This window comes from Frankia sp. CeTa3Moorea (genome assembly GCF_978021225.1).
In genome coordinates this window covers 1-20241 of sequence record NZ_CDXDOR010000058.1, presented here as the reverse complement: position 1 = coordinate 20241, position 20241 = coordinate 1, and the positions used below count along the sequence as shown (strand labels likewise).

Annotated in this window: 14 protein-coding genes; 12 read left to right on the top strand and 2 right to left on the bottom strand. The window is 68.4% G+C overall.

The window, feature by feature from the left end:
• Positions 1-182: 182 nt before the first annotated feature.
• Complete coding sequence (gene groL, locus AC08OV_RS12410; protein WP_476612823.1) at positions 183-1832, top strand: chaperonin GroEL; 1650 nt, start codon at positions 183-185, stop codon at positions 1830-1832.
• 221 nt (positions 1833-2053) lie between these two features.
• On the opposite strand, the gene AC08OV_RS12405 is transcribed toward groL, so the two are convergent.
• The gene (locus tag AC08OV_RS12405; protein WP_476612822.1) at positions 2054-3901 is read right to left on the bottom strand and encodes a sigma-54-dependent Fis family transcriptional regulator; all 1848 of its coding nucleotides are present in this window, start codon (positions 3899-3901) and stop codon (positions 2054-2056) included.
• Positions 3902-4083: 182 nt separating this feature from the next.
• Between AC08OV_RS12405 and AC08OV_RS12400 the strand changes: the two genes are divergently transcribed.
• From AC08OV_RS12400 to AC08OV_RS12365, 8 genes are read left to right on the top strand one after another with little or no spacing between them, the layout of a single operon-like run.
• Positions 4084-5997, top strand: coding sequence for a hydantoinase/oxoprolinase family protein (locus AC08OV_RS12400; RefSeq protein ID WP_476612821.1), 1914 nt, complete (start codon positions 4084-4086; stop codon positions 5995-5997).
• Positions 5998-6048: 51 nt separating this feature from the next.
• Entirely contained in the window at positions 6049-6477 is a 429-nt protein-coding gene (locus tag AC08OV_RS12395; RefSeq protein WP_476612820.1) for an acetone carboxylase subunit gamma, read from the top strand.
• A 22-nt stretch (positions 6478-6499) separates the two neighbouring features.
• Complete coding sequence (locus AC08OV_RS12390; protein ID WP_476612819.1) at positions 6500-8626, top strand: hydantoinase/oxoprolinase family protein; 2127 nt, start codon at positions 6500-6502, stop codon at positions 8624-8626.
• Between the two features lie 35 nt (positions 8627-8661).
• Positions 8662-10986: a hydantoinase B/oxoprolinase family protein gene (locus AC08OV_RS12385; RefSeq protein ID WP_476612818.1), complete on the top strand. Its 2325-nt coding sequence runs from the start codon at positions 8662-8664 to the stop codon at positions 10984-10986.
• A 51-nt stretch (positions 10987-11037) separates the two neighbouring features.
• Entirely contained in the window at positions 11038-11850 is an 813-nt protein-coding gene (locus AC08OV_RS12380; RefSeq protein ID WP_476612817.1) for a hypothetical protein, read from the top strand.
• 1 nt (position 11851) lies between these two features.
• Positions 11852-12643 (top strand): CoA transferase subunit A, encoded by a 792-nt coding sequence (locus AC08OV_RS12375; RefSeq protein WP_476612816.1) that lies wholly within the window; start codon positions 11852-11854, stop codon positions 12641-12643.
• 1 nt (position 12644) lies between these two features.
• A complete protein-coding gene (locus AC08OV_RS12370; protein ID WP_476612815.1) occupies positions 12645-13331 on the top strand; it encodes a 3-oxoacid CoA-transferase subunit B in 687 nt (228 codons plus the stop codon).
• A gap of 53 nt (positions 13332-13384) precedes the next feature.
• Entirely contained in the window at positions 13385-14557 is a 1173-nt protein-coding gene (locus AC08OV_RS12365) for a thiolase domain-containing protein (RefSeq protein ID WP_476612814.1), read from the top strand.
• A gap of 43 nt (positions 14558-14600) precedes the next feature.
• Here AC08OV_RS12365 and hpnR read toward each other — a convergent pair whose 3' ends face one another.
• Entirely contained in the window at positions 14601-16109 is a 1509-nt protein-coding gene (gene hpnR, locus AC08OV_RS12360; protein WP_476612813.1) for a hopanoid C-3 methylase HpnR, read from the bottom strand.
• A gap of 1643 nt (positions 16110-17752) precedes the next feature.
• Here hpnR and pdhA point away from each other — a divergent pair.
• From pdhA to AC08OV_RS12345, 3 genes are all read left to right on the top strand, one after another.
• Positions 17753-18919: a pyruvate dehydrogenase (acetyl-transferring) E1 component subunit alpha gene (gene pdhA, locus AC08OV_RS12355; protein ID WP_476599631.1), complete on the top strand. Its 1167-nt coding sequence runs from the start codon at positions 17753-17755 to the stop codon at positions 18917-18919.
• Positions 18916-19905 (top strand): alpha-ketoacid dehydrogenase subunit beta, encoded by a 990-nt coding sequence (locus tag AC08OV_RS12350; protein ID WP_476616005.1) that lies wholly within the window; start codon positions 18916-18918, stop codon positions 19903-19905. Before pdhA ends, AC08OV_RS12350 begins: the two co-directional genes overlap by 4 nt.
• A 4-nt stretch (positions 19906-19909) precedes the next feature.
• Positions 19910-20241, top strand: a 332-nt coding sequence (locus AC08OV_RS12345) for a biotin/lipoyl-containing protein (RefSeq protein ID WP_476619694.1), incomplete at its 3' end; no start/stop codon positions are given.

Genomic DNA, 20241 nt, shown 5'->3' with positions numbered 1-20241 from the left:
ATCACCCGGACCCGGTCTGTGAATGGCTCGGGAACCCAGGGCTCCGGCGGCGCGACTGTGCGATCGGATCGGGCTCCAGGTGGGGCTGGCTTGGCCATCATGCCCCGCCAGCTGCTCGCCGCCACGATCGTGCCGCCCTCGGCCCGCCCTGACGGATGCAGAGCGGAAGGACTGAGGAAGAGATGGCCAAGGATCTGCGGTTCAACGTCGAGGCGCGTCGCCTGCTGGAGGCCGGGGTCAATGCCCTGGCGGACGCCGTCAAGGTGACTCTGGGTCCAAAGGGCCGCAACGCCGTCATCGAAAAACTGACCGGGCCGCCCACCATCACCAATGACGGTGTGACCATAGCCAGGGAGATCCAGCTGCGTAACCCCTTCGCCAACATGGGGGCGCAACTGGTCAAGGAGGTCGCGACCAAGACCAACGGCACTGCCGGCGACGGAACCACCACCGCCACCGTGCTCGCGCAGGCCCTCGTCCGGGAGGGTCTGCATGCCGTGGACGGGGGCGCCAACCCGATGTTTCTCAAGAACGGCATCGAGGCTGCCGTGGCCGCCCTGCTGGAGGAGTTTGAAAAGTACCGGGGAGAGGTCGATGGCGAGGCTGATCTTGCCCGGGTGGCGACCCTCGCCGCCAACAACGATGCCCGGATCGGCGACGTCGTGGCCGCGGCCCTTGGCCGGGTGGGCTGTGACGGGGTGGTCACGGTCGAGGAATCCCCGATATTCGGACTCGAGGTCAGCTTCGTGGACGGTATCGAGTTGGACAACGGGTACCTCTCGCCGTACATGGTCACCGACACCGAGCGGATGGAGGCCGCCTACACCGACCCTTACATCCTGTTGACCAACGAGAAGATCTCTCAGGTTCAGACCCTGATGCCGGTCCTCGAGCTGGTCACCCGGGCCGGCGGCCAGTTGATTGTCTTCGCGGAGAACGTCGAGGGACCGGCACTGGGCATGCTGGTCGCCAACAATGTGCACGGGACCTTCCGGTCCGCGGTGGTCCGGGCACCCGGTTTCGGTCACCGCCGGTTGGCAGAGCTCAACGATCTCGCGGTTTTTCTGGGCGGTCAGGTGATTACCGCGGATGCCGGGCTTTCCCTGGACCGGGTCACCCTCGGCCAGCTCGGGCGTTGCAAGAAGGCCACCATTACCGAGCATGTGACTACGATCGTCGACGGCGCCGGTTCCGCCACCGAGATCCATGCCCGGATCGACCAGCTCAAGCGGGAGTTCGAACGGGCGGAGAACGCCCACGACCAGGACACGTTGCAGACCCGGATCGCCCGGCTGTCCGGCGGCGTCGCGGTGATCAGGGTCGGCGCCGTGACCGGCGTGGAGCTGAAGGAGAAGCTGCACCGGGTCGAGGACTCCCTCGCGGCGGCACGGGCTGCTCTCGCCGAAGGTGTCGTGGCGGGCGGTGGTACCGCCCTGCTGCAAGCGGCCTCGGCCCTTGACAAGCTCACGCTGGCCGGCGACGCCGCTGAAGGCAGGGAGATCGTCCGGCGGGCCATCGCCGAACCACTGCGCTGGATCGCGATCAACGCTGGCTATGACGGCGACGAAGTGGTCAAGCGGGTCGCCGAGCTGCCGCGCGGTCACGGTTTCAACGCCGCGACCGGAGAATACGGGGACATGGCCGGCTTCGGTGTCATCGACCCGGTGAAAGTCACCCGTTGCGCGCTGCAGAGCGCGGCGTCGATCGCCGCGCTGTTGCTGACAACGGAAACCCTGGTTGTCGAGGAGGTCATCGGCAACCCGGGCGCCGTGATTGCTCCCGGATTCGGGGATCTCGCGGAGGGCCTGGTCCGGCCTTCCAACATCGCCTGATCGTCAGGCGGCCGATGGCGTGCCGGCAGCTGCCGGCACGCCATCGGCAGGAATGGTCTCGCGCCCGGTCAGCATCACCGTTTCCGGAGCGGATGACGCCGGTCCGGCGGGCCGCCTACCGCCGGACCGGCTTCGCGACTCTCCGCTTCGTGCGGACCGCCGGCGCGGGGCGTGCCCTGGTTCAGACTGGGCCAAGGGCGATCCGCCCCACCTGGGACGCGTCAGGCGGTGATGCCGTAGGCCTTCAGCTTGCGGTAAAGGCCGGACCGCGACATCCCGAGCCTGGCGGCCGCCAGCATTCGGTTGCCCTCGGTCTCCTGGAGGGCGGCGACGATCGTGTCTCGCTCAGCTGCCTCCAGCGGGGTGAGCACGTGCCGCGAGGTGGTCTGGCAGTACGCCGGCAGGTCCTGGTCCTGGATCTCCCCGACCGGTCGCCGCCGCAGCGCGTGTTCGAGGGCCTCGCGCAGCTGGGAGACGTTGCGTGGCCAGGAGTAGCGCGCGATGATCCGTTCGGCGGCTGGACTGAGCCGCACCTTGCGGTTGGGGGCTATGCCGCGCAGGACCGACGAGGTGATGGTGGAGAGGTCATCGGTACGGCATCGCAGCGGCGGCACGGTGATCGCTACCTCGAAGTGGCCGAGGAGTGCGTGGAACGGCAGGTCGGAGTCCAGCGAGGAGTCCGACAGGGTCGCAACGAATGAGGTGGTGCCGTCGAGCCGGCCGATCGCAGTGAAGAACGCGTCGAGCTGTTCGACTCCTTCGGTGCTGGCCTGGTCGACATTGCGGACGATGTAGAGGGTCGGCTCTGGCTTGCCCGCGAGCAGGGAGTCGATGTCGGTCTCAGAGTTCTCGATGGTCAGCTGGGAGGCGTCCATCGACACGCTTCGGCTGCCCGGGTGCGAGGCGTGGAAGATCTCGGCGACCAGGGTGAACTTTCCGGTGCCGGTCTCACCGAGCACGATCGCCGGCTTCTCCGCCATGAGGGCTTCGCGCAGCTTGTCGCACGCGCGTACCCACGCCGGTGACCGGCCACCGGTAATGGTCTCGTGCGGCCGGTACAGGTCGCCGGCGATGCGGGAGGTCTGCGGGGTCGCGACCGCGATCTGTGGCAGCACCTGCTCGGTGAAGTCGCCCGGCGATCCGGCCTTCTCCGTGGCAACGAGGTCGGCGATCACCACCATGCCGGCCACCTCGGAGCCGGTCAGGATCCGGGTCCCCCGGATGTGGACCATGCGTCCCCCCGGCAGGACCAGGGTGTCGCTCACCCGGTCGCGGCGGCTCATGAGGAAGGTCGCGTGCTCGCGCAGGGTCAGCTGCTCGCTGGCGTCGAACAGGCGCTGGGCCGGGGCGTTGGCGATGAAGACCGAGTCACCGAAGGCGAAGACGGCCTGCCGGGACGCCCGGGCTTCGGCGCGCAGGTAGGTCTCGAAAACGGCCTGCTGGGACTGGCTGCGATCCAGCAACAGGTTGCGGCTGATGTCCTTGGCGGCACTCTTCACCAAGGTGTGCATCAGCGGGCTCCAGGTCTGGGTGAGCGTGGAAATGTCCAGCACTCCCTCTACCCGGCCGGTGAGAGGATCGATGACCGGGGCGCCGGTGCAGGCGAAGCATTGCAGGGGCTCGGTGAAGTGCTCCGGCCCGACGATGCTGACCGGCTGACCGGCCTCGATCACGGTGCCCACACCGTTGGTGCCCATCATCGACTCGGAGTAGTTGAACCCTGGCGCGAATTCGACCCTGTCGAGCAACCGCCCGACCGTCGATGACAAGTCGATGCGCTGAACCAGCCTGGCCTTGTGGTCGGTCAGGGCGATGACCAGCGGGAGGTCCGCGGTGTCGTTGCCGAGCTGAGTGAGCACCGGGCGTGCGCAGCGCACCAGCCGGGACCCGGTGTCGATGTCGTCGATGTAGTCGCTGTGCGGCCGTGCGCTGTCGACGCCGGCCGCCTGGCTGCGTTCCCATGATGCCGCGAGCACGTCGGGGACACCGACGGCACCCGCGCGGCCGCACTCCAGGAAGTCTGCCCGGGCTGCGGCTACCCGTAAGAGGCGGTTCGCGGTGTCCGGCATGAGCACCTCCTCGGGGGTCCTGGATGGCCCCGCGGAAGAACATCGTGGCTGAGAGCCACGCCACATCCAAGAGCAGTGAGTGTCCAATTTTGGGACACCGACACCCGGTGGGACGCCAGCAGGGTTGTCCCAACAACGGGGCCTGCGCATGGAACCCAGGGAGTCACGAACCGAGGAGCGTCATGGACACCCTGATCAACATCGACAACGGTGGCACGCTTACCGACATCTGCGTCTGGGATGGCGACCAGTTCACCTACACCAAGACCCTCACTACTCCGCACGACCTGTCGGAGTGCCTCTTCGACGGGATCGAGAAGGCCTCGGCCGCCCTCTACGGCGAGGCCAACACGGAGAAGCTGCTGCACGCTACGCAACACATCCGCTACTCGACCACGCAGGGCACCAACGCCCTGGTCGAGCGGCGGGGCCCGATGATCGGCATCCTCAGCACGATGCCGGGCCTGTTCGAGCAGATGCGCAGCCGTGAAGCCGAGAAGGACCTCTTCGACGGCCTGATCGCCGACCGGGTGCTCACCATCGACATGGGCGCGACCGATGAGGAGATCGACTTCGAAGTCGTCCAGCGGATCAACCAGCTCACCACCCTGGGTGCCGCCCGGGTGGTGGTGGCTGGTGAGTCGCCGGAACAGGAGCGTCGCCTACGCAGCGTGTTGCTGCGCAAGTTCCCGCGGCACCTGCTCGGCTCGATCCCGCTCCTGTACTCGTGGTCCCTCGCCGGCGACCGGGACCACCCGCGCCGGGTGTGGTCGTGCGTGCTCAACTCGTTCCTGCACCCGACCATGGAGCGGTTCCTGTACGCGGCGGAGCGGCGGCTGAAGTCGTACAGGGTGCTCAACCCGCTGCTGGTCTACCGCAACGACGGAGCCTCCTCGCGGGTGGCCAAGGCGGTGGCGCTGAAGACGTACTCCTCCGGGCCGCGCGGCGGCTTGGAGGGTACGGCGGCGCTGGCTCGCACGTACGGCCTCGAGCACACGCTGATGATGGACATCGGCGGCACCACCACCGACGTGGGGGTCGTCCGCGGCGGTGCGACGGCGGCCGATGAGCGCGGCACCATCGAGGGCGTCTCGATCTCCTACCCGATGAGCAACGTGCACTCGACCGGTGTCGGCGGGTCCTCGGTGATCTCGGTGGTGGACGGGCAGATCACAGTCGGGCCACGCAGTGTGGGGGCGGCCCCCGGCCCGGCCTGCTTCGGCTTCGGTGGCAAGGAAGCCACGATCACCGACGTCAACCTGCTGCTCGGCATCCTCGACGCCAGCACCTACCTCGACGGCACCTTCCGGCTCGACGCCGACCGTTCGGCCGCGGTCATCACCGAGACCATCGCCGAGCCGCTGGGCATCAGCCTGGAGGAGTCGCTGATCCGGATGGAGCAGGCCTACTTCGAGGCGCTGGCACACTCCTTCGCGCACCTGATCCAGGAGAACTCGACCCTCGTCGCCTTCGGTGGCGCCGGCCCGATGAGTGCCGTCGGTGCCGCTCGTCCGGCAGGGGTGAAGAAGGTGCTGATCCCGCGGATGGCAGCGGTCTTCTCCGCGTTCGGCATTGCCTTCTCCGACATCGGCAAGACCTACGAGGTCGGCGTGCCGGAGCCGACCACGGCAAGCACCGCGGCGACGTACGACGAGATGCTCGCCCGGGCCAGGCGCGACATTTTCCAGGAGGGCTACGACCTCGACGACTGCCGCACCGAGGTATTGCTCACCATCGAGGAGACCGACGGGTCGCCGGTGGAGACCAGGCCGTACCAGTCCGGCGACGCCGTGGACTTCCCCGGGAAGCAGGTCTCCCTGCAACTGTCGGTGACGGCCGCGCTGCCGCACCCCGAGGTTGCTCCCGACACCGACGTGCCCGCGATCCGGGTGACGAGCAATGAGACCCGCCTGGTCCGTTCCGCGCCCGACCAGGTCGACAAGGTGCCGGTGTTCGTGCTCGCCGAGATGCCGCCCGGTGGGAGTGGCGAGGGCCCGGTGATCGTCGAGGGTCCGTTCTTCACCGCCCGCGTGCTGCCCGGCTGGCAGTTCCGGGTCACCGCCTCGGGGGACCTGCTGCTGACCGACACCCAGTGACCTCCTTGACCGCCCCGAGCATCCCCTGACCGCCACGAGAGGAAAGTCATCATGCGGGTCCCCATGACCGAATACCTGGTCATCGATCTCGATACCGAGCGCTGGGTCTGCCGGGTGTGCGGCCGCGACATCTGGTCTGCCCACGGGAACTACAAGCTCGGCTGTCTGGTCTACGACCGCGACCCACGGGAGATCCACCAGCCGATCATCGACCCCGAACGCTACGAGTTCACCTTTTCCCCGGACCCGGCGTACTGCCGGATCCTGGAGTTCTACTGCCCCGGCTGCGCCACCCAGATCGAGACCGAATACGTGCCGCCGGGACATCCGCCGACGGCCGATCTCGTCATCGACGTCGCCGCGCTGCGCGCCCAGTGGGAGGAACGCGGCGTCGACCCCGAGCAGGTCCACAACTACGGGCCCGGCGAGGACGCGCAGAAATACACCGCCATGCACAAGGCGACCGGCCACATCCGCTGATCTCGCAGGGAGAACCGAGACAATGAAACGTATCTCCGTCGACATCGGCGGCACCTTCACCGACTGCTTCTTCGTTTGGGACGAGACCTACGTCGAGGCGAAGGCGCTGACCACGCACCACAACCTGGCGCTGGGCTTCAACGAGGCGCTCGACCTGGCGTGCAGCCGGGCCGGACTGGACCGCGGCACCGTGCTCACCGAGGTCGACTCGGTCCGCTACGCCACCACCCTGGGCACCAACGCTCTCATCGAGCGCAAGGGACCCAAGGTGGGGGCGATCGTCACTCATGGCTTCGAGGACACCATCCCGCTCTCCCGCGGCCGGGGGTACGGCGAGGGCCTGGACTACTCGATGCAACAGAACCTCCCGGCAGCCGAACGGCCCGAGCCGCTGGTGCCGCGGTACCTGATCCGCTCGGTCAAGGAACGCGTCAACTCGGCCGGCAAGATCGTGGCGAGGCTCGATCCCGAGGACGTCCGCACGGTGGTCCGTGAGCTGGTGGATGCCGGCGCCGAGGCCCTGGTGGTTTCGCTGGTCAACGCCACCGAGAATCCCGAGCACGAGCTGGCGATCCAGGAGATCATTCTCGACGAGTTCCCGGCCCACGAGCTGGGTGCCATCCCGCTGCTGCTGGGCCACCAGGTCTCTGGTCGCAAGGGCGAATACGTGCGGGCGACCTCCACCATCGTGGACGGCTTCCTGCACGAGATCATGTTTCACGCGCTCAGCCAGCTCTCGAACAACCTGCGCGACTCCGGCTACGGCAAGCCGATGCTGGTCATCCACAACTCCGGTGGCATGGCGCAGATGAACTCCACCGACGCCCTGCAGACCATCCACTCCGGTCCGATCGCCGGCGTCGGCGCCGCGGAGCACCTGTCGAACGAGACGGGCCTGGGCCATGTGATCTCCACCGACATGGGCGGCACGTCCTTCGACATCGGCCTGGTGCCCGAGGGCGGCGTGAAGCACTATGACTTCCTGCCGACCATCGACCGCTGGCTGGTGTCGGTGCCGATGGTGCACCTCGACACGCTCGGTGCCGGCGGCGGCTCCATTGCGTCGTACGACCGGATCCACAACTCCATCAAGATCGGCCCGGAGTCGGCCGGCTCCAACCCCGGCCCGGCCTGCTACGACCGCGGCGGACTGCGCCCGACGGTGACCGACGCCGACCTGTTGCTCGGCTATCTGGACCCGGACAACTACGCCAACGGCTACATCAAGCTCAACCCGAAGCGCTCCCGGTTCGCCGTCGAAGAGAACCTGTGCGACCAGCTCGACATGGACGTTCTCGACATCGCCCGCGCGATCAAGGACGGCGTCGACGAGCAGATGGCGATCGGCATCGGCAAGGAGCTGCGGGTGCGCGGCTACTTGCCGGAGGACTTCACGATGCTCGCCTACGGCGGCAACGGTCCGCTGCACGCCTGCGGTATTGCTCGCCATGCCGGCATCAAGCAGATCCTGGCCCCGCCGTTCTCGTCGGTGTTCTCCGCCTGCGGCGCCGGCAACATGAAGCAGCTGCACTTCCACGAGCGCGGCGTGCACATCACGATGTACAACGCCACCTCCCGGTCGCTGTACGACAAGTACGAGGAGTTCAACGCGATCGTCGAGGAACTCGAGGCCCGGGGCCGGGAGGACCTGGTGCGTCAGGGCTTCGCGGCCGAAGACGTGAAGTACCGCCTGGAACTGGACATGCGCTACGGCAACCAGTTGCTCACCCAGGCTGTCGCCCTCGACATCAACCGGATGAACGGTGTCGGCGACGTACTGCACATGATCCGCACCTTCGGTGATGTCTACAGTCACCGGTTCGGCGCCAGCAGCGCGGCACCCGAAGCCGGGATCCGGGTGGGGACCGTGCGGGTGGCCTCCTATGTCGACGGCGACGTCGTCAACTTCGACTCGCTGGAGGCCGGCGGCGAGCGCACGGTGCCGACCGAGGTGTCGCACCGCAAGGTCTACTTCATCGGCCAGGACGACTCGATCGAGACGCCGGTCTACGACCAGGCCGCGCTGTCGCACGAGCGGGTGATCCCCGGTCCCGCGATCGTCACCACCGAGAACACCACCTACCTCGTCGAGCCGGGCTGGCGTCTGGAGCCGACGGTGCAGGGCGCCGTCTGGTTCCTGCAGGACTGATCGAGTACACCGTCGAGCGCACCAGGGAGAAGACGATGACTGTCACGGACGACAGCGCCACGCAGGAGCAGGCCACCGAGCAGAACACCCTCACGCCCCAGGAGCGGGAGTGGGTCGACCAGTTCATGGACGAGACCACTCTCTTCCTCGGTCCCGACCCGGTGATCATGCGTGACCACTCCATCCAGGAACGGACGTCGCGGGAGGAGACGGCGATCGCCGCCGGTGTCGACCGGCTGGTGGTCGAGCGGATCCGCAAGCGGATTGCCGGTGCGCTCGACGAGGGCTACGAGATGTGCGAGGCACAGGGTGCCGCACCCGGGGCGAAGTGGGGTGACCTGACGACCGCGATCTACACCGCGGCCGGGGACGTCTCCTACCTCTCCTGCCACGGGGTGATCGCGTTCTCCGCGATCCTGCACCACCCGATCCGGTACATCGTGAAGTACTGGAAGGACGAGCCGACCGTCGGCATCCACGAGGGCGACGGATTCATCCACAACGACGCCCGGTTCGGCAACGTCCACAACACCGACCAGTCGATGATCATGCCGGTTATACGTGGGGGCGAGATCATCGCGTGGGTGGCGGCGACCATCCACGAAGGCGAGAACGGCGCCTGCGAGCCGGGCGGCATGCCGTCAGGCTCGGAGACCCCGTTCGACGACGGCCTCCGGATGAGCCCGTTCAAGATTGTCGAGCGTGGTCATCTGCGCCGGGACCTGCTGACCTTCCTCCAGCACTCGGTGCGCGACCCCAAGCTGCAGCTGGCCGACCTGAAGGTGAAGATCACCGCGGTGCGCAAGATCATGGAGCGCATCGACAAGGTCATCGACGAGGTTGGCGTCGACACGTTCGTGGCGGCCCTGCGGGTCACCGTCGAGGACGTCGACGCCGAGGTCCGCCGCCGGATCTCCGAGCTTCCCGACGGCACGTACTCCTTCAACCAGTTCATGGACTCGACGCTGAAAGAGAACATCCTCATCAAGATCGCCTGCAAGATCCACGTCAAGGGCGACAAGATGACCGTCGACCTGCGTGGCACCGGACCGGAGATCATCAACCGGGCGATCAACTCTCCGCTGTGCTCGGTGAAGTCGATGATGATGCAGGCGATCCTGGCGTTCTGGTGGCCAGACCTGCCGCGCTGCACGGCGGCGATGAGCTGCATCGAGATCATTTCCGACGAGGGCACCTGGGCCGACGCGTCCTATGACGCCCCGATGGGGCAGTCGTTGCAGGCCTCGTTCCGAGGCTTCTCGATGATGCAGGCGCTCTACGGAAAGATGTCGTTCTCCACGCCGCACAAGTACTCGAACATCGTGGCCAACTGGTTCAACCAGATCAACACGTTCCTGTGGGGCGGTGTCACCCAGCACGGCGACATGGTCGGCAACCTGTGTGCCGACCTCAATGGCATGCCCGGGGGAGCCAAGCCCTTCCGGGACGGTGAGGACGCCGTCTCGCCGCTCTTCTGCGCCATGGCCGACACGGCCGAGCAGGAGGTCATGGAGGAGGAGGTGCCCTTCATGCAGCTGGTGGCCAAGCGCCTGGTCCGCGACAACATGGGCTTCGGCAAGTTCACCGGCGGCATGGGCTACGAGATGATCGTGGCCGCCGAGGGCACGCCGGAGTGGGGCTTCATGACGGTGACCTCCGGAGCGAAGTTCTCGTCCATCTACGGCATGTTCGGGGGCTACGGCTGCGGCACCTACCCGCTGGCGATGGTCAAGGGCACGAATGTCTACGAGCACATTCGCCGGGACAACAAGAAGTTCGACCTCTCGATTGAGAAGGTCATGAACGAGCGTCCGTTCCCGGACGGGAAGTACTCGACCTATCACATGGGTCTGCAGTACGACCGCGCCAAGGACGGCGAGCTCTACATGATCTCCCAGGGTGCCGGTGGTGGGTACGGTGACCCGCTGGAGCGTCTGCCTGAGTCGGTGCTGCGCGATGCCGAGCTCGGCCGGATCAGCCAGAAGGTCGCCGAGGAGATCTTCGGTGTCCGCTATGACCCGATCACCTTCCGGCTCGACGCCGAGGGCACCAGGCAGGCCCGCGAGCGGGTCCGCCAGACGCGCCTGACGCGCGGCAAGCCCTACGCGGAGTTCGTCAAGGATTTCGTCACCGAGGAGCCGCCGAAGGACCTCCTCTACTACGGCTCCTGGGGCGACGACACCAACGACCTCACCGCCACGGTGTTCACCATCGACGGTCCCCAGCGGGTCAAGGCGCCACTGAAGGAACTGCCGATCATCGTGATCCCGGACCGCCGGGAGCTGAAGATCGCGGCGCTGGAGGCGCGCGTGCGGGAGCTGGAGGACAGGCACGGCGAGGACGTCAAGCGTCTCGCCTGAGGTTCCGTCTCGCCTGAGGTTCACGGAGCCCTGAGGTTCAAGGAGCACTGAATGTCTTCTCTCACTGCCCTGCTCGCTGCCGCGCCCGGCGGCCGGGCGCTGGTGATCGACCATGATGCCTACGCGACGGCAGTGCTACGGCAGGGCAGCGAGATCCCCTGGGGTGACCTCGCCGCCCTGACCGGGCACGTCGCCCAGGTCCAGGCCCTGCTGGACCCGGATGCGGTGTTCATCAATGCCGAGGCGTTCTACGACGCGTATCTCGCGGCGACGCCTGACCTGGTGAGCGCCCTAGGGAAGCGTAGCCGCACGGGCTACGCGTTACGCACCCTGCTCGGTGACGAGCCCGCCGTCGAGCGGTTGGTTCTGACCATGCGCACGCTGGCGGACTCGACCCGGCGACGGGTCGTGCTGTCGGTGCCGTCGCCCGCGAGGTGGTTGCTGCGGGCACACGACCGGGCCGGTACGGGGCTGGACGAGGTGAGCGAGGACCACGCCGACAGCGCCTCCATGTACCTCGCCGAATGGCTGGGGCGCCTGGGGTCGCCGCCGCTGGGACTGCTGCTCCTTGATGCCCGGGCCCGCTCCGGGGACTCCGCCACGCTGGAGTCCCCGGAGCGGGCGGGTGGCTATACCTCGCTGACCAATGTGGCCGGGCACTTCGACTGGACGCTGGCGGTGCGATTCGACTCCTCGGTTGACGTGGCCGGCGATGTCACGCGGGCTGTCGTCCTTCCCGAGGCGTTCTGGCATGGCGAGGGGGAGGCACCTCGTGACGGAGCCCAGCTTGTGCTGACCACCATCCCGGCCAATGCGCTGCCCGAGACGGTTCTGCTGCGCCGGGCCCTGCTGAAGGAGGGGTGAGGTGGACAAGGTTGTGGCGTCGGCGCAGGAGGCGGTCGCCGACATCCCGGTCGGGGCCAGCGTGGCGAGTGGTGGCTTCGGGGTCTGCGGTATCCCGTCGGTGCTCCTTGCCGCGCTCGCCGAACAGGGGGCCTCGGACCTGACCGTCATTTCCAACAACTGCGGGATCCCGGGTGTGGGTAACTCGCTGCTGCTGGAGGGCGGGCGGATCCGCCGTCTGGTGGCGTCGTACGTGGGGGAGAACAAGGAACTGGAACGGCAGTACCTCTCCGGGAAGGTCGAGATCGAGTTCAACCCGCAGGGGACGCTGGCGGAGCGGTTGCGCGCCGGTGGAGCCGGGATCGCCGCGTTCTACACCCGCACCGGCGTCGGCACGCAGGTCGCCGACGGCGGGCTGCCGATCAGGTACGACGCCTCGGGTGAGGTGGCGCTGGCCTCGCAGCCCAAGCCGACCGAGGTCTTCGAGGTCGACGGGGTGCCGCAGGTCTTCGTGCGGGAGACGGCGCTGCGGCCGGACTTCGCCCTGGTGCGGGCCCGGCGTGGTGACCGGCACGGCAACCTGGTTTTCCGCAAGGCCGCCCGCAACTTCAACCCGCTCTGCGCCATGGCCGGGAGGGTGACGATCGCGGAAGTGGAGGAACTCGTCGAGCCGGGTGCGCTGGAGCCCGACGAGATCCACCTGCCCGGAGTCTTCGTGCAGCGGGTGGTGGCGTTGACGCCCGACCAGGCCGCGGACAAGGGGATCGAGCGGCTCACCCTGCGTGCCGTCACGACTGCTGCAGGAGGTGCCTGACATGCCTTGGTCCCGGGACGACATGGCCGCCCGCGCGGCGGCGGAACTCAACGACGGGGACTACGTCAACCTCGGCATCGGTCTGCCGACGCTGGTTCCCAACCACGTGCCCGACGGCGTGGAGATCGTGTTGCAGAGTGAGAACGGCATCCTCGGCCTGGGCCCCTACCCGGTCGCCGGCGAGGAGGACCCGGATCTCATCAACGCCGGCAAGGAGACGGTGACGACCGCGACGGGAGCAAGCTTCTTCGACTCCGCCACCAGTTTCGGGATGATCCGTGGGGGGAAGATCGATGCGGCGATCCTCGGCGCCATGCAGGTCAGCGAGCGCGGGGACCTGTCGAACTGGGTGGTGCCCGGCAAGCTGGTCAAGGGCATGGGGGGCGCGATGGACCTGGTCCACGGCGCCCGCCGCGTGATCGTTCTGATGGAGCACTGCGCCAAGGACGGATCGCCGAAGATCCTGCCCGAGAACACGCTCCCGCTGACCGGCACGGGTGTCGTGCAGCGCATCATCACCGACCTCGCCGTCATCGACGTGACCTCCGATGGTCTGGTGCTGGTGGAGACGGCGCCGGGCGTCACAGCCGACGACGCGCAGAAGGTGACACCGGTACGGCTGGCTCGGGTGGGCACGAAGCCTGGTGCCGGCGTGGCGGGCGGACCTGCCGGGGTGTCTCAGCAGTGACCTGCCGGGGTGTCTCAGCAGTGAAGGGTGTCTGAGCGTTGAAGGGACCGGATGTGGACCACGATGATGTGGAGATCGTGGGCTGGGGTCATACCCCGTTTGGCCGTCTGCCCGAGGAGACTCTGGAGTCGCTGATCGTCGCCGCCGCGCGGGAGGCGATCGCGTCGGCGGGCCTGCGCCCGCGGGAGATCGACGAGATTGTTCTCGGTACCTACAACGCGGGGTTGCAGCCGTTGGCGTTTCCTTCCTCGCTGGTCCTGGAAGCCGATGACGATCTGCTGTTCACCCCGGCGACCCGGGTGGAGAACGCGTGTGCGAGCGGGTCGGCCGCGCTGCTGTGCGGGGTGCGGGCGATCCAGTCCGGGCAGGCGCGCCGGGTGCTGGTGGTCGGGGCGGAGAAGATGACCCACGCGCCGGCCGAGGCTGTCGGCGGGGCTTTGCTGGGTGCCGACTACGAGCATGCCGGCGGGTTGTCCGGTGCCGGGTTCGCGCGGTTGTTTGCCGATGTCACCGAGGCCTACTTCACCAAGTACGGTGATCACAGTGACGCGCTGGCACGGATCGCGGCGAAGAACCACCGTAACGGGGTGGTGAACCCGTACGCCCATCTGCGTTCCGATCTCGGCTTCGAGTTCTGTAGCACGGTCGGTCCGCGTAATCCGATGGTCGCGGGCCCGCTGCGGCGCACGGACTGCTGCCCGGTCTCGGATGGTGCCGCCGCGGTGGTGCTGGCCGCGCCGGGTAGCGCGCCGCGTACCCCGGCGGTGCGGATCCGTGCCCTGGCGCAGGCCAACGATTTCCTGCCGGCCGCGCGGCGTCATCCGCTGGCGTTCGCCGCCGCGCACTGGGCCTGGCAGGCGGCGTTGGGGCAGGCCCGGGCGCGGCTGTCCGACCTGCACCTGCTGGAACTCCACGACTGTTTCACCATCGCGGAGCTGCTGGAGTACGAGGTCGTCGGGTTGTGCCCGCCCGGCGGCGGGGGTCAGGTCATCCTCGGTGGGGTCGTGGACCGGGACGGCACGCTGCCGGTCAACCCCTCCGGGGGGTTGAAGGCCAAGGGCCATCCGGTTGGTGCCACCGGGGTGTCCCAGCATGTGATGGCAGTGCTGCAGCTCACCGGCAACGCCGGGGCGATGCAGATCCCCGGGGCCACCGTCGCCGGGGTGTTCAACATGGGTGGCCTGGCGGTCGCCAACTATGCGAGTGTCCTGGAACGGGTGCGATGAGCGCCCGCACCGGCCGGGACCCGTACCGGTTTCGTTCGGGTCGTCATGGATCGGTCCTCTCCCGTTCCCGGCTCGCCACCGGGTGGCGTGCGGCGGGCTGATGGACGTACAGCTCGCGCCGCCGCGGGGTCATGGCCGCGGGGACGGGCTCCGGCAGCCGGTAGCGGGCGGGATGCTGGTGCTCGGCGTACAGCCGGTCGGCATTGTAGACCCGGGGGAACTTCCAGAGCATCCGTGGGAAGTTCGTCTGGCCGTGCGCCAGGTTCGCGGTGACGATCCGGGCGGTCGCGGCAAGCGCCTTCGCGCCGAGGTGTTTGCGGTTGAGGACCGCCTGGGTGGAGACGAGCTCGTGGTAGAAGCGGTCGAGGGGGAGCCGGGTGGGGACGACGGCGTGTTGGATGTCGAACAGCCGGTAGTCCAGGGTGGTGAGCCGCCGGGACTGGGTGTGCCAGATCTCCGTACCCGGGTAGGGGGTGCACACCGTGAGATGCACGATTTCCGGCACCGACAACGCCCATTCGCGGACGAGACGGAACTGCTTCTCGTCCCAGCCCGGGTCGGCGATGAGGTTCACCGCGACCGTGATGCCGATCTTTCGGGCGACTTCGAGGGCGCGGATGTTCTCGTCCGGGGAGATCCGCTTGTGGTAGAGGTCCAAGCCGTCCGCGTCGAGGGCCTCCATGCCCAGAAACATGTATTCGAGGCCGAGGCGGCGCCAGCGCTCGAACACCTCGGGATGGCGCAGCAGGACGTCGCTACGGGTTTCCAGATAGTACCGTTTACGAATCCCTCGGCGTTCGACCTGATCGGCGATGGCCATGCCGTGTTCGGGCCTGATGAAGGCGACGTCATCGACGATGAAGACGTTCGGTTCCCGGATGGCGGACAGTTCCTCGCCGGCCGCGTCCGGGGAGAGGCGGCGGTAGCTGCGGCCGTAGAAGGTCCAGGCGCTGCAGAAGGAGCAGTCCCATGGGCAGCCGCGGGTGAACTCGACCGAGGCGCACGGGTCCAGCTCCCCGATGAAGTAGCGGCGGCGGTGCGCCAGCAGATGGCGGGCCGGCAGCGGCTCGTCGAGGCTGGGTAGCAGGGCCGGGATCGGGCCCGCCCCGTCGGCGGTGACCGCGCCCGGGACGTCGGTGAGACGGGCGCGGTCGGCCTCGAGGATGCGCGGGGCGACCACTTCGCCCTCGCCGCGCGCGACCACATCGAGTGCGCCGTCGCCCTGCTTCAGCAGGTGCTCGGCGATGAAGGAGACGCTGTGGCCGCCAGCCACGACCAGGCAGCCGGGCAGCTCCCGCTTCGCCCGGTGCGCGAGCTCGATGACCTCGGGGACGTTCGCGAGGTAGTTCACCCCGAACATCACCGCGTCGGGACGACACTCTCGCAGGCGGCGCGCGTAGGTGGCCGGTTTCTCCACCTGAAGATCGATCATGCTCACCTCGTGGCCCGCGGCGAGCAGCGCGGCCGCCACCCGTTCCAGCCCCAGCGGTTCGAGCCGTAGAAAGATCTTCGAGTACATCAGCGCGCTGGGATGAACCAGTAGGACACGCATGATGCTCCTCTCGACTGTTCGGGGACGGCCCTGGGTCTTCGAGGACGGGCCTGGGCGGACCGGACTGACGCGGACTGCTGCGGTCCCGTCCCGAACGTGCGTGCCGGGGACCCTGCGTGCCGGGTACTGCCCGTGGATCGCTCCCTGCCCGGGGCGCCGACTCCGCGTCGCCTGTCATCTTCCTGTTCCTGCCCCGGAGCGCCGGCCTGACTCGGGAACGAACCTTACATTCGGCTGACAATGACGTCGGCGCGTCGGGCACCGGTCCTTCAACGGCCCGAGAGCCCGGCCGGGACCGGCCGGGCTCGGCTAGCGGCACGTTCCGCGACTGATCGTGGCGGATCGGCTGCTTGCGGCGGGGAGCGGGCGGTTGCGGGGGAGGGGCTCGATCAGCTGGTGGTCCTGGACCAGGTGCCGTCGCAGGCGAACCAGGTCGAGGAGGCACTCGTGGCGGGGCGGGACGCCGCGCAGATCAAGCTGCCGCTGAGCTGTGGGCGAAGACGAACTCGAGCCTCCCGTCCCCCCGGGCCTGGCGGGGCCCATAATGGGCATTCCCGGAACGCAAGCATCAGTCAACAGGCGACCACCGTTCGAACGGCGCGGCGAGGGGATCAACTCGCCTGGATCAACCAATAAAAACTTGGCATGAGCTCGGCGAGCAACGTAACAGCCGTCGAAGGCACTTTCGGCGGGCTCCCACGAGATGCTGGTCACAGCGGAGAACCAAGGTCCAGGGAAATTCAACCGACAAACATGGCATCGGAACAGCCGGGTACTTCTGCGGCGAGCGGTGCTGGCCGGCTCGTTCGGTGAGCGTCGCGCTGCGCACTTCACGCCCGCCGGGGCCCGACTCGGCGAGGATCGGGCCCGCACGGCCCTGACCAGGCAGATTCACTCCCGTCGCCGGGTGAGATGATAATCACCTCAAGCCCCCGGGGTCGGTTTTCCAGGGTTACGTCAGACTCGCTACCCCCGCATCTTCGGCGAGTCGACTTACGAAAGTATTTCTACCTGATGCGCGGCGCGCTCCATGCATTAATGCCGGGTCGGGGCCCGCGCGGTGACTATCAAGGTGATTATGGACACGATCCAGCCGCCGACGGGGGGGTGGAAAATCAGAGAACCAGAGCCAAGAAGTTGAGCGGAGGAGGATCGTGACCACGGACGGCGCCCGAACCGGGCAAGCCGGCGAACCGGGACAGCTCAAGCGAGGCCACGGCTCCCCGCACCTCGCTTCCTGATCGTCGGGCCTGGCCTGGGCGGCTCACCTGGACGGTGAGAAGCACCCCTCGTCCTGGCCAGGCTGTTGCTCAGGTCCCGCACCTCGACTCGGAGCCCGGAGCTCGATGTCCGGAGCTCGGAGCTCGGAGCTCGGAGCCCGAAGTCCGGAGCCCGAAGTCCGGAGCCCGAGACCGCGAGTCAGCACGCATCGAGGACCGCGCTGGCCGAGCGGACCTTACTGGTGATCGTGCACCGGCGCTCCACTTCCGCGAGACCGACCAGGTTCGCTGGTGGACGAGTCCTCCCCAGTTCGCCCGCCAGCCCACGGACGGTTCCGACCTGCATCAGCAGCCGGTCAACGGCGGCGTAGATCTGACCGGCATCCCCGAGCCCTTTCCGCCACCAACTGCCGAAGGTGGACCATGACAATCCTCGACGACAGCACCGCGCCCGGCCTCGTCGGGCCGCCGAGCTCCCACGGTCCGCGTCGTGACCCGGCTCCGCTCCTGCCCGACCCCGAGCCGGTCCGGGTCCTCGGCACGGAGGCTGCGGGGAAGGTCGACACCGATCTGCTGCGCGTCCTGTACCACCGCCTGGTGCTGGGACGGCGCTTCAACCAGCAGGCCACAACCTTGGCCAGGCAGGGCCGCCTCGCCGTGTACCCGGCGTCCACCGGCCAGGAAGCATGCCAGATCGCCGCGGCCATGGTGCTGCGGGAGTCGGACTGGCTGTTCCCCAGCTACCGCGACACGCTGGCGGTGGTATCGAGGGGCGTGCGCCCGGTGGACGCGCTGACGCTGATGCGCGGGAACGCGCACAGCGGCTACGACCCGCGGGAGCACCGGATCGCGCCGCTGTCGACTCCGCTGGCCACCCAGGCCTGCCATGCGGTGGGCCTGGCCCACGCCGCCCGCCTGCGCGCGGCCTCGGATCCGTGGGCGGCGGAGGACGTCGTGGCGCTTGCCCTGATCGGCGACGGCGGTACCAGCGAGGGCGACTTCCACGAGGCGCTGAACTTCGCCGGGGTGCTGAACGCGCCAGTGGTGTTCCTGGTACAGAACAACGGCTATGCGATTTCGGTGCCGCTGGCCCAGCAGTCCGCGGCACCGACGCTGGCACACAAGGCGGTGGGCCATGGGATCACCGGTCGCCTGGTGGACGGCAACGATGCGCCTGCGGTGCACGGTGTGCTGCGCGCGGCGGTCGAGCACGCGCGGTCGGGTCGCGGCCCGGTGCTGGTCGAGGCGGTCACCTACCGGCTGGAGGCGCACACCAACGCCGACGACGCGACCCGCTACCGCACCTCGGAGGAGGTCGCTGCCTGGCAGGCCCGCGATCCGCTGATGCTGCTGGAGCGGCAGCTGCGCAAGGCCGGTCTCCTCGACGACGCCGGCGTCGCCGCAGTCGCGCAGGCCGCCGAGGAACTCGCCGCCGAGATGCGCGCCCAGTTCGATCGTGCGCCTGATCTCGATCCGGGCTCGCTGTTCACGCACGTCTATGCCCAGCCGACCAGCCAGCTTCGTGAGCAGGCCGCCGAGCTGATGGCCTGGCAGGCCGCGGACGCAGCCAAGAGCGACGACGCACGATGAGCGCCGCGACCATGGTGCAGGCCCTCAACGCCGCGCTGCGCGACTCGCTGCGCGAGGACGCGCGCGTCCACATCCTCGGCGAGGACGTCGGCACCCTCGGCGGCGTCTTCCGAGTCACCGACGGCCTGGCCGCCGAATTCGGCGCGCAACGCTGCCTGGACACCCCCCTGGCCGAGGCAGGCATCCTCGGCACCGCCGTGGGCATGGCCATGTACGGCCTGCGGCCCGTCGTGGAGCTGCAGTTCGACGCCTTCGCCTACCCCGCGTTCGAGCAGCTCGCGTCGCATGTGGCCAAGATGCGCAACCGCACGGCCGGGAAGACCACGCTGCCGATCACCATCCGCATCCCGTACGGCGGCGGCGTCGGCGGCGTCGAGCACCACAGCGACTCCAGCGAGGCCTACTACGCGCACACCCCCGGCCTGCACGTCGTCACCCCCGCCACCGTCGCCGACGGCTACGGGCTGCTCCGCTCGGCGATTGCCTCGGACGACCCGGTGGTCTTCCTGGAGCCAAAGCGGCTCTACTGGTCTACGGACGACTGGTCTACGGACGACCGGTCTACGGCCGAGGTGCCGCCGATCGGCCGGGCAGTGGTCCGCCGGACCGGTACCTCCGCGACCCTCCTGACCTACGGCCCCTCGCTCCCCGTGTGCCTCCAGGCGGCCGTGGCCGCGCGATCGGAGGGCTGGGACCTGGCGGTGGTCGACCTGCGCTCGCTGGTCCCCTTCGACGATGAGACGGTCTGCGAGGCGGTCCGCGCCACCGGGCGCGCCGTTGTGGTCCACGAGGCCGCGGGTTTCGGCGGCGTCGGTGCGGAGATCGCCGCCCGCGTCAGCGAGCGGTGCTTCCACCACCTCGCCGCCCCCGTCCTGCGGGTCACCGGCTTCGACATCCCTTACCCGCCCCCCATGCTCGAACATCACTACCTTCCCAGCGTCGACCGCATCCTCGACGCTGTCGCCCGACTCCAGTGGGAGCAGTAACACCGTGGCCGCGGTACGCGAATTCCCCCTCCCCGACCTTGGTGAGGGCCTGACCTCCGCCGAGGTCGTCCGCTGGCTTGTCGGCGTCGGGGACGTCATCACCGTCGATCAACCCGTAGCCGAGGTCGAGACCGCCAAAGCCGTCGTCGAGGTGCCCTGCCCCTATGCCGGCGTCGTCACCTCCCTCGCCGGCCTGGCCGGTACCAGCGTCCCGGTCGGCACACCACTGATCACCGTGGCCGTCAGCGAGCCGGCAGCAGGGCGAACGGGCTCCGGGAACATCCTCGTCGGCTACGGCACCAGCACGGAACCCCCCCGAGCCCGCCGCCGACGGCG

Excerpts from the sequence above, each read along its gene's own strand:
- AC08OV_RS12370 (WP_476612815.1), top strand. The coding sequence starts at position 12,645 with ATGCCTTGGTCCCGGGACGACATGGCCGCCCGCGCGGCGGCGGAACTC.
- AC08OV_RS12350 (WP_476616005.1), top strand. The coding sequence starts at position 18,916 with ATGAGCGCCGCGACCATGGTGCAGGCCCTCAACGCCGCGCTGCGCGAC.
- pdhA (WP_476599631.1), top strand. The coding sequence starts at position 17,753 with ATGACAATCCTCGACGACAGCACCGCGCCCGGCCTCGTCGGGCCGCCG.
- AC08OV_RS12400 (WP_476612821.1), top strand. The coding sequence starts at position 4,084 with ATGGACACCCTGATCAACATCGACAACGGTGGCACGCTTACCGACATC.
- AC08OV_RS12385 (WP_476612818.1), top strand. The coding sequence starts at position 8,662 with ATGACTGTCACGGACGACAGCGCCACGCAGGAGCAGGCCACCGAGCAG.
- AC08OV_RS12380 (WP_476612817.1), top strand. The coding sequence starts at position 11,038 with ATGTCTTCTCTCACTGCCCTGCTCGCTGCCGCGCCCGGCGGCCGGGCG.
- hpnR (WP_476612813.1), bottom strand. The coding sequence starts at position 16,109 with ATGCGTGTCCTACTGGTTCATCCCAGCGCGCTGATGTACTCGAAGATC.
- AC08OV_RS12395 (WP_476612820.1), top strand. The coding sequence starts at position 6,049 with ATGCGGGTCCCCATGACCGAATACCTGGTCATCGATCTCGATACCGAG.
- AC08OV_RS12390 (WP_476612819.1), top strand. The coding sequence starts at position 6,500 with ATGAAACGTATCTCCGTCGACATCGGCGGCACCTTCACCGACTGCTTC.
- groL (WP_476612823.1), top strand. The coding sequence starts at position 183 with ATGGCCAAGGATCTGCGGTTCAACGTCGAGGCGCGTCGCCTGCTGGAG.
- AC08OV_RS12405 (WP_476612822.1), bottom strand. The coding sequence starts at position 3,901 with ATGCCGGACACCGCGAACCGCCTCTTACGGGTAGCCGCAGCCCGGGCA.